Raw genomic sequence first — 8,526 nt, 5'->3', positions numbered from 1 at the left:
ACAATATAAAATAACAGCAGGACCTCGTATTAATATCGACTATGCAGAAGAAGCTGTACATTATCCGTGGCGTTTTTATTATAAGGGGCATCCGTTTGTTTCAAAGAAATAAACGATATCAATGATCTTTCAAATATATCTATCGTAACTTACAATATATCAACGATTTTTCAAATATATCTATCATAACTTACAATATATCAACGGTTCGACAAGAAATATCGATTTATCGACAAATAATAACATTACGAATAAAAGAAGACTGTTCCAAAATGGAACAGTCTTTCCCTCTTACTCTGCACCTTCCGCAGTTGCAATATTATCCTCTAAGTTTTCTCTTGATAATTCAGCCGCCATAAAATCTGCTGTTTCTGGAAGTGCTAAATGCATATGAGCTTTTTGACAAATTTGGATCGTGCAGTTTTCTACAACATAGTCGAAAACATGTCCGCCTCCGCTTCTTTCATCATCAATGTAATGTAAGTGGAATCCAGCTACCCCAATACCTTGTGCGTAATCTGGTGTCCAAAATCCAGCAAGCGTACCTTCTGTATTTTCAAACGAAAAGATTGGTTGCGATTTCGTCACTTCAACGAGTGGTGTATACGGTTTTTCTTGTCTTGGAACAGTTCTCGTTCTTACTTCACGGAACGTACCGTCCATTCGAATAGCGTAAAATAAGTTTTTACTTGGCATTAATTCATGTAATAATGCTTCAACTTCTTCACGATTCATCGGATGCTCTACCGTATAACTCATTTCTTTTTCAAAAAACGTTACAGTCGCAAATGGCGTTGTTTCTTCTGGCTCTACTTTTTCCGCTGAACCGTCTGAACGTAAATGATAAAATTCATTATCAAATGCAATCATTTCACCATCTAATTGATCAAATGTGCCGATGCCGAAATCACCATGTTTTTTCAAATCTTCAAAGCTAATCACACCATCATATATACCATCTAATAGCGCAAGCATTGTAGATGTTTGATATACTTCATTACTCATTTTCGTTTTTTTTGCATCAATATCAATTAATTGCGCAACAGTCATCTCAAATCTGCCTCCATTAGTTTAATTGGTTTGGTAATAATTTTTCGCTTAATTTAATGTTGTCACGATAGTCAATTGGAATATCAATAATGACAGGACCATCTGCTGCTAATGCTTCTTTTAATACCCCTTCTAATTCATCAGGCGTGTTAACACGAAGACCTAACGCTCCGAAACTTTCCGCATATTTCACAAGATCAACATCACCAAACTCTGTAGCTGATGTTCTACCGTATTTCATCATTTGTTGGAATGCAACCATATCATATGTGCCGTCTCTCCAAACAAGATGGACGATTGGAGAATTTAAACGTACCGCCGTTTCTAACTCCATCGCTGAGAATAAGAAACCACCGTCACCTGATACGGAAACTACTTTTTTACCTGGTTCTACTAAAGTAGCTGCGATTGCCCAAGGAAGTGCAACACCTAACGTTTGCATGCCGTTACTAAATAATAATCTACGTGGTTCATAAGAACGGAAACATCTCGCCATCCAAATAGAATGGGAACCGATGTCACATGTAACAGTTGTATCGTCACTAATTAAAGAACGAAGTGTACGAATCACTTGAAGTGGATGCGTAACACCCTCCGAAGCACGGTTCGGAACTTCTGCTTGTTCTGATAATTTCGCGCGTAATCGTTCTAATACCGCTTCTGATTTCGTACTTAATACAAGTTTCGGTAATTTCTCCGCGATGCTATTTACCGTTAAGGCAATATCACCAATTAATTCACGCTCTGGTTGGTAATCATGGTCGATATCTGCTTGATGGTCGTCAAGATGAATAATCGTTCTGTCGCCAAGTTTATTCCAGAATTTTGGATCATACTCGATTGGATCATAACCGATAGAAATAACAAGGTCTGCTTCTTCTAGTAAAATATCACCTGGTTGGTTACGGAATAATCCAACGCGGCCGAAGAAATGATCTTCTAACTCACGTGAAATCGCACCAGCTGCTTGATATGTTTCAACGACAGGAAGTTCTGTATCCGCAATTAATTTACGAACAGCTTTCGTCACTTCATTTGTGCTCGCTCTCATACCGAGTAAAATAACTGGTAATTTCGCTGATTTTATTTTTTCTACTACATATGTAATATCATTTGTGGGAGCGATTCCAAGCTGTGGCTTAGAAAGCGCACCGATAGACTCTACAGTTGTTTCCGCAGTCATAACGTCTTGCGGAAGACTTACTAAAGTAGCTCCCGGATTTGTGGAAGTCGCACTTCGAAATGCATTACTAAGTGCTTCTGGCACATTATCAGGATGCTCTACTTCTACGCTATATTTTGTGATTGGTTCGAATAGTGCAGCATTATCCATAGATTGATGCGTACGTTTTAATCGATCCGTACGCGGTACTGCACCAGCTAAAGCAACAACGGGATCACTCTCCGCATTCGCAGTAACAAGACCTGTCGCTAAATTTGATGTCCCTGGTCCTGAAGTTACAAGACATACGCCCGGTTTCCCTGTTAATCTACCAATAGCAGCTGCCATAAATGCTGCATTTTGTTCATGACGACAAACGATTAACTCTGGTCCTCTTTCTTGCAATACATCAAATACAGAGTCAATCTTTGCTCCTGGAATACCGAAAACATGTGTAACACCTTGTTTAATTAAACAATCAACAACAAGATCTGCTCCTTTTGTTTTTGTCTTCACGTCGTTTGCTTTTACACCTGTACTCAAACTAATCATCCCTTTATTTCATAATGTGTGTAATAAAGATTTTAATTTCACCTAGTTAATTAAGCTGGTGAAGTATCTTTATCATTATATTACAAATGCATTATTTTTCCAACAATATGAATTTGAAATTATTTTGACAAGTTTTAAAGAATGCGCTTACAACCTTTTGTTTATCTTAAAATAACATTTTTATATCTCTTCTAAAAATACGCAAAAATATTTTCACCCATTTATAATATTAAACAATCTTATAGTACCTTGCAAAGAACAATAGTAAGTGATATATTTGTAAATAATGAAATACCCATTATTTGGAATGTTATTCGCAATTAGTATATCTCCTTTCAAAAAGTAGATATAGATTGTGTGTGCTGTTTAGAAAAAAGATAGGATTTTCAGCCATAATTCATCATTTTATAAAGGAAAGTGATCGTTATGAACAAAAGTGAATTTTTAGAACAACTTAGTTCTTCCCTACGGAATATGCCTAATTCAGAAAAGGAGGATATTATCTCGGAGTACGAAACTCATTTTATTAGTGGTAAACAAGATGGAATATCTGAAGAGGAAATTTCTAAAAAGCTAGGAAATCCTAAAACTATCGCTAAAGAACTTAATATTTCATATGTAATAAGTAAAGCTGACAAGAAACGCAGCCTAAAAAATATTATGACAGCACTGTTTTCTGTTATGAGCTTAAGTGTTTTAAACTTTATATTTATCATTATCGCCTTTTTCGTATTACTCTTTCTATTACCGCTTCTTCTAGCACTTATAATTGCTACACCATTATTAATTATTTCACCTATCTTATTAATAGGATTAGGATTCTTTAAAGGGTTTCATCAAATCAGTTATTCCGATGTTTATAATGTATTTATAGCTTTTTGCATCGGCTTACTAATATCCGTCATATCTTATCAATTAATAAAACATATATACTCACTTTTAGTTAAGTATTTAAAATGGAATTTAGCTATTTTACAAAGATACTAATGAATATAAAAGGAGATTAATATGAAAAAGTATATTTTATATCCACTCATGTTACTTACAATGTTATTTCTATCAGCTTGTTCAAACAGTGTACAACCTAAGGAAGAAAACGATGTCCAATCTATTAAAGATGTTGCTATTAAAGTTCCAGAAAATATATTTAGTTCCTCAAAGAAAAATGAAAATATTAGTGAAGACGAAATGAAACAAAATATAAAAAGTTATTTAAATTATAGCGGAGAGTTAGACGAAAATATCGTTCCACTTTCATCCACTACATCCGATGAAAATATCACTGAATCTGACCGAGAAAAATTACAAAAACTAATAGAATTAGCGAAACAAAATGATACAAACTTCCATAATTTTATTAGTAACAATACAATCCCTGATGATTACAAAAAGCCTTCAAAAGAAATATATGAATTTATTTCATCATCTACAGCACTTTCAGTAGAACTAGATCAAGAATTAGACAAACTCGCTCAAGATCGTAACTTATTCAAAACTGATTTCTCTTTTACAAAGCGCTTTGAGAAAGCTAATGGTAGGAAGCAAAAAGAAATTGAAAAGTTTTTGAAGGAAAAGAACATTAAAACTGAGTATTTCAGTAAGTGATAATACATGTTAGATCATACATTCCTCTTTAAAATATTCACCAACATATAGGGATTTTAAAGAGGCTTTATTATGTGTAAGGATGCACTTCATCCGTTTCCCCAAAAAAAGGCCTCCTTAAAGGAGGCCAAAGCAAAAACAACAAACGCAAAATAACAACAAATAATGGACGATAAAATCACTATATTGACAAAGTATAGGATTTTTATCAATTGGAGTAACTCAACCCTAAATTACTCTTTTAACAATGCAATACTAATAACTTATTACAGCAATTTTTTACCGTGTCTTAAAATAATTGACTGTCTTTCAAGTAATTTTCTTTATATTGATTGTTATTAATTAGTATATACTTGAATACGACTATACACCCTAATAAAAGGCAATATATTAAGCTGCTAGTCCTCGCGAGTTTATTTTGCCTTTTATGTAACTATACTATATTCTTCCATTTATATCACCGAACATTCCTCTCGCATTCACGCATTTTTTCTTGCGTGAATACCGCGTTATATCGGCACATCTGCTAACACCCACTCTAACTTTCCTTTATATTCCATACCAACTTTAATAAGCGGACTAGGCTCAATAAATAATCGGATACCATTCGTTTCTTCATTCCAAGCTACTTCAGTCGGTTCGTTATTCCTTGAAATAGACGCAGCCACTTCTACAGCCGTTTCACCTAACGTATATTGTTGACTGCCCTTTACATACCTCATAGCATTAATTAGCGGTTCTTTTACACCTCAACCGCTAGTACATTGAGATTAGAAAATAATAAAGAAATATTAATAATTGCTATTATCATAACAATTATCACCTTTTTTCCAATTCGCATCTTGTATCGCCCTCTTTTCCCATTCATAACGCAGTGCACATTTTAAAAATCATATAATAATATTGTTATATTACATCCCCTTCTCTTTCACACCCGTATATTATACACACTTTCCAAAATCACGTAATTTTCAAACCTGTTAATTTACGACCTTGCGAATCTATAAATTGGCCATTCTGACTAATATTCTCTTTCTTTCAAATACTTTATAAAAAAATACAAAACACTATTTCTTAACAGTGTTTTGTATCATGCTATCATTCTCTTAATAGTACTTACATCATCAATATATATCGTTTACTATTCTTGTTCGCCATCTTTTTTCTTAGAGCGTCTTCCTAGCAAGAATACTAAAACTAGTAGTGCTACAAGTAATAAAATTCCACCGATAATATAGTACAGAGTATAATCCTTTTTGGCCTCTACAGCTGTATCATTTAACTTCTGTGCTTCTTTTCCTTCAATCGTAAATTTTTTGGTCCACTCCCATTTCTGGTCACCGTCCGTTGCTTTCATTTCTAGACGGTATGTTCCTGGCTCTAAAGCTTTATTGTCCCAACTAATTGCATAATCGAAGTTAGAATTTGGTGCCATTCTTAAATTTTCTTTTTTCGTTTCATGTAGTATATCTTTACCTTTTTCAGTGTATACCTTTGCATCTACGCTTAAATTCTTTAACATTGCTGGTTTTATATTTTGTAAATTCGCTGTCACTACATTACGCGCATTCACTTGACCTGGTTTTACTTCATTTAATTTCATATCTGGTTTTACTTCTGCATCCGTTTCTCTTAATACAACACCGATAGCATATGCATACTTATTTTTGATTTGCACACCTTCTGATTTTTTCTTATCTTCTTCATCTTCTTTTTCTTTAAAGTATAAACCACCTAAAATCACACCATCATATGATTCTGTAGGCATTTCAATATTCACATTTACTACTACTGTACTTTTCGCTGGAATTTTTGTCTCCTTTTGTACTTTAGCAATTTTTGAAAATGGTGTCTTTAATGTAGTATCAAACTCTGGATTCACTACACTGTAATCAGTGATTCCATTATTATTTGTAATTGCGGTATTCGCATTTGTCTCTACTTCTACTTCTTTATCTGTATCATTTTTCATTTGTACTTGCAGCGTTTGTTTTTGTCCTGGTTCCATCTTCAAATCAAAATATGTTTGGTTTTTATCCACTTGATTTTCTGGAATGACCGCGGTTACCGCAAATTTCATTTCAGCTGCTTCTACTTTCACATTAAAAACAGTTATACAAATCGCTACAGCCAATAAAAAACTCATAATTTTCTTTACATATTTCATACTATATTCCTCACATATTCCATAGTTTAATATACAAACGAAAGAGATAAAGACTGAAAAACAGCTTTATCTCTTTCGTTATTTCTCTTAAATGCTTCTATTACATTGGTGCGTCTTTTAATTCCCAAGTTAGAGAAGTTGTGTACTGAGCTTGTTCTTTTTTCGTTTTACCCGGTACACTTAACTCAACGCTCTTCTCGCCATCTTTTACTGATTCACCGAACGAATTCGTCCATGTTCCCATACCTTCTTCTTCTTGGGCTGTCGCAACATCAAAAGCTTGACCTGGAGTTAAAGCGATATTTTGTGCAGCTGTTGGTGCCTTACTACCAGCTGCGGAATTTAACGTACCGTTCTTCAGCGTTAAAGTAGCTCCCGTTAACTCTTTAGCATCTGCAGTTGTAAATTGATCGTTTTGTTTTACTGTTAATTTCCACCCTGCATTTGTACCACGATTATCTGTTACTTGTACAAAGTTTGGAACTTCACTTTCAGCACCTGTTTTTTTATTTTTCACATTATCTAATTTTGCATAGTACACCTCGTTATTACCAGATGCTTTTTGTTTGTCAAAATTAAAGTTAGATACATAGTCGATACTTAACGGGCCGTTGGTTCCTGGCTCATGTGTATCATCTGGATTTTCTGGATCTACAATTGGCTCTACTACTTCATCCGGATTAATTGGATTAATTGGATCTACCGTATCTGTATTTTTTTCAAACTGAATAAAAGCTTTTGAATTTAACGTTCCACCATCTTTTTCTGCGAAAGCTGATGTTCCTCCCGCTAATGTTGTTAATGCGAATGCTCCTACTACTGCTACTTTTGTAAATTTCATATTAGTTCTCCTTTTACGTTATTTTTCTTTTTCAATATTCAGAAATTATTTCGGTGTATCCTCTAAAGTCCAAGTTAATGTCGTTTTATACTTTGCATCTTTTACCTTTTCTGTTGTACCTGGTACAGATAAACTAACACTGTTTTTAGCTTGTTCAATATCTTGACCATATGCAGTTGTCCATGTTCCCATACCTTGACCTTGTTGTGCACTCGTTACATCTTGTGCTGATCCGTCTGGATTTAACGTTACAGGTTTTGCCGTTGGCGCGTATTTTTTATCTGTTGCAGAGTTTACAACTGAATTCATTAATTTAATCTCAGCACCATCCAACTTTTTACCGTCTGCAGTTGTAAATTGATCATCTTGTTTTACCGTCAGTTTCCACCCTACGTTTGTACCACGGTTATCTGTGATTTGTACATAATTTGGCACTTTTTTTGTTTGTCCTGATGCTGTTTTTACATTTTCTAACTCAGCATAGTAAACTTTATCATGACCAGAAATCGATTGTTTTCCGAAATGGAAATTAGATACATAATCAATACTTAACGGTCCATTGGTTCCTGGCTCATGTGTATCGTCTGGATTTTCTGGATCTTCAATCGGCTCAACTACTTCATCTGGGTTCGTTGGATCAACCGGTCCCGTAATACCTTCATTTTCTGTAAAGATTACATCCGTTACAGACTTCATTGAAGCTGCTTCTTCTGCAAATGCTTGTGTTCCCCCTGCAAGCGCTGCAAGTGATACCGCTCCTGCTAATGCTAATTTTGTTAATTTCATCATTTACCTCCACTAAATTAATTTATTTAATAGAAACTTTTGTTTCTATTTTCCTAGTTTGAAATAATGTTATACAGGCTGCTATCAATAAACCTACCCCTGCATACTGCAAAATAAGTGAGGTTTGTCCGCCTGTTTTTGGCAACACCTTATTAGTAATCCGGTCGTCTGATATATTGACGACTATTTTAGATCCATCTGGAATCAATGGATCCTCAATTTCTGACGGATTATAACTATTTGAAAAAGTAATTCCTGCTTTTGAATTCATACTATTTGCCAATACTTCTTCATAAAAGAGAAACACCGGTACTACTAGTATCATCAGTAATAGGACGTATTTCTTCACCATTACACTATCTC

The 8,526-nt window shown here is 34.5% G+C and carries 9 protein-coding genes and 1 pseudogene; 3 read left to right on the top strand and 7 right to left on the bottom strand.

The window, feature by feature from the left end; all coding sequences use genetic code 11:
- Nucleotides 1–112, top strand: a pseudogene (locus tag MR160_RS11015) (DNA-3-methyladenine glycosylase); the annotation flags it as partial.
- Nucleotides 113–291: 179 nt separating this feature from the next.
- On the opposite strand, the gene alsD reads toward MR160_RS11015, so the two are convergent.
- Nucleotides 292–1,050: an alpha-acetolactate decarboxylase gene (gene alsD / locus MR160_RS11010; protein ID WP_153600734.1), complete on the bottom strand. Its 759-nt coding sequence runs from the start codon at nucleotides 1,048–1,050 to the stop codon at nucleotides 292–294.
- A gap of 16 nt (nucleotides 1,051–1,066) precedes the next feature.
- Nucleotides 1,067–2,755, bottom strand: a complete 1,689-nt coding sequence (alsS, locus tag MR160_RS11005; RefSeq protein WP_023521267.1) for an acetolactate synthase AlsS — start codon at nucleotides 2,753–2,755, stop codon at nucleotides 1,067–1,069.
- A gap of 435 nt (nucleotides 2,756–3,190) precedes the next feature.
- Between alsS and MR160_RS11000 the strand changes: the two genes are divergently transcribed.
- Together MR160_RS11000 and MR160_RS10995 are read left to right on the top strand one after the other, a co-directional pair.
- Nucleotides 3,191–3,751, top strand: coding sequence for an HAAS signaling domain-containing protein (locus tag MR160_RS11000; RefSeq protein WP_001042971.1), 561 nt, complete (start codon nucleotides 3,191–3,193; stop codon nucleotides 3,749–3,751).
- 21 nt (nucleotides 3,752–3,772) lie between these two features.
- Nucleotides 3,773–4,369 (top strand): NDxxF motif lipoprotein, encoded by a 597-nt coding sequence (locus MR160_RS10995; protein WP_000760030.1) that lies wholly within the window; start codon nucleotides 3,773–3,775, stop codon nucleotides 4,367–4,369.
- Nucleotides 4,370–4,878: 509 nt separating this feature from the next.
- On the opposite strand, the gene MR160_RS10990 is transcribed toward MR160_RS10995, so the two are convergent.
- The 5 genes from MR160_RS10990 to MR160_RS10970 all read right to left on the bottom strand — a co-directional run bounded on the left by MR160_RS10990 (nucleotide 4,879) and on the right by MR160_RS10970 (nucleotide 8,515).
- Entirely contained in the window at nucleotides 4,879–5,091 is a 213-nt protein-coding gene (locus MR160_RS10990; protein ID WP_001271090.1) for a hypothetical protein, read from the bottom strand.
- A gap of 419 nt (nucleotides 5,092–5,510) precedes the next feature.
- Nucleotides 5,511–6,536: a WxLIP family cell surface protein gene (locus MR160_RS10985; protein ID WP_000878340.1), complete on the bottom strand. Its 1,026-nt coding sequence runs from the start codon at nucleotides 6,534–6,536 to the stop codon at nucleotides 5,511–5,513.
- Between the two features lie 100 nt (nucleotides 6,537–6,636).
- Complete coding sequence (locus tag MR160_RS10980; protein WP_000673256.1) at nucleotides 6,637–7,377, bottom strand: WxL domain-containing protein; 741 nt, start codon at nucleotides 7,375–7,377, stop codon at nucleotides 6,637–6,639.
- A gap of 45 nt (nucleotides 7,378–7,422) precedes the next feature.
- On the bottom strand, nucleotides 7,423–8,163 hold the full coding sequence (locus tag MR160_RS10975) for a WxL domain-containing protein (RefSeq protein WP_000778940.1): 741 nt from the start codon (nucleotides 8,161–8,163) through the stop codon (nucleotides 7,423–7,425).
- A gap of 22 nt (nucleotides 8,164–8,185) precedes the next feature.
- Nucleotides 8,186–8,515 (bottom strand): LPXTG cell wall anchor domain-containing protein, encoded by a 330-nt coding sequence (locus tag MR160_RS10970; RefSeq protein WP_000239723.1) that lies wholly within the window; start codon nucleotides 8,513–8,515, stop codon nucleotides 8,186–8,188.
- Nucleotides 8,516–8,526: the final 11 nt, after the last annotated feature.

It is taken from the genome of Bacillus cereus group sp. BfR-BA-01382 (assembly GCF_022663475.1).
GTDB lineage: Bacteria > Bacillota > Bacilli > Bacillales > Bacillaceae_G > Bacillus_A > Bacillus_A thuringiensis_S.
Note: the sequence above shows the minus strand (reverse complement) of the source record. Positions and strands in the feature narration are given on the sequence as shown.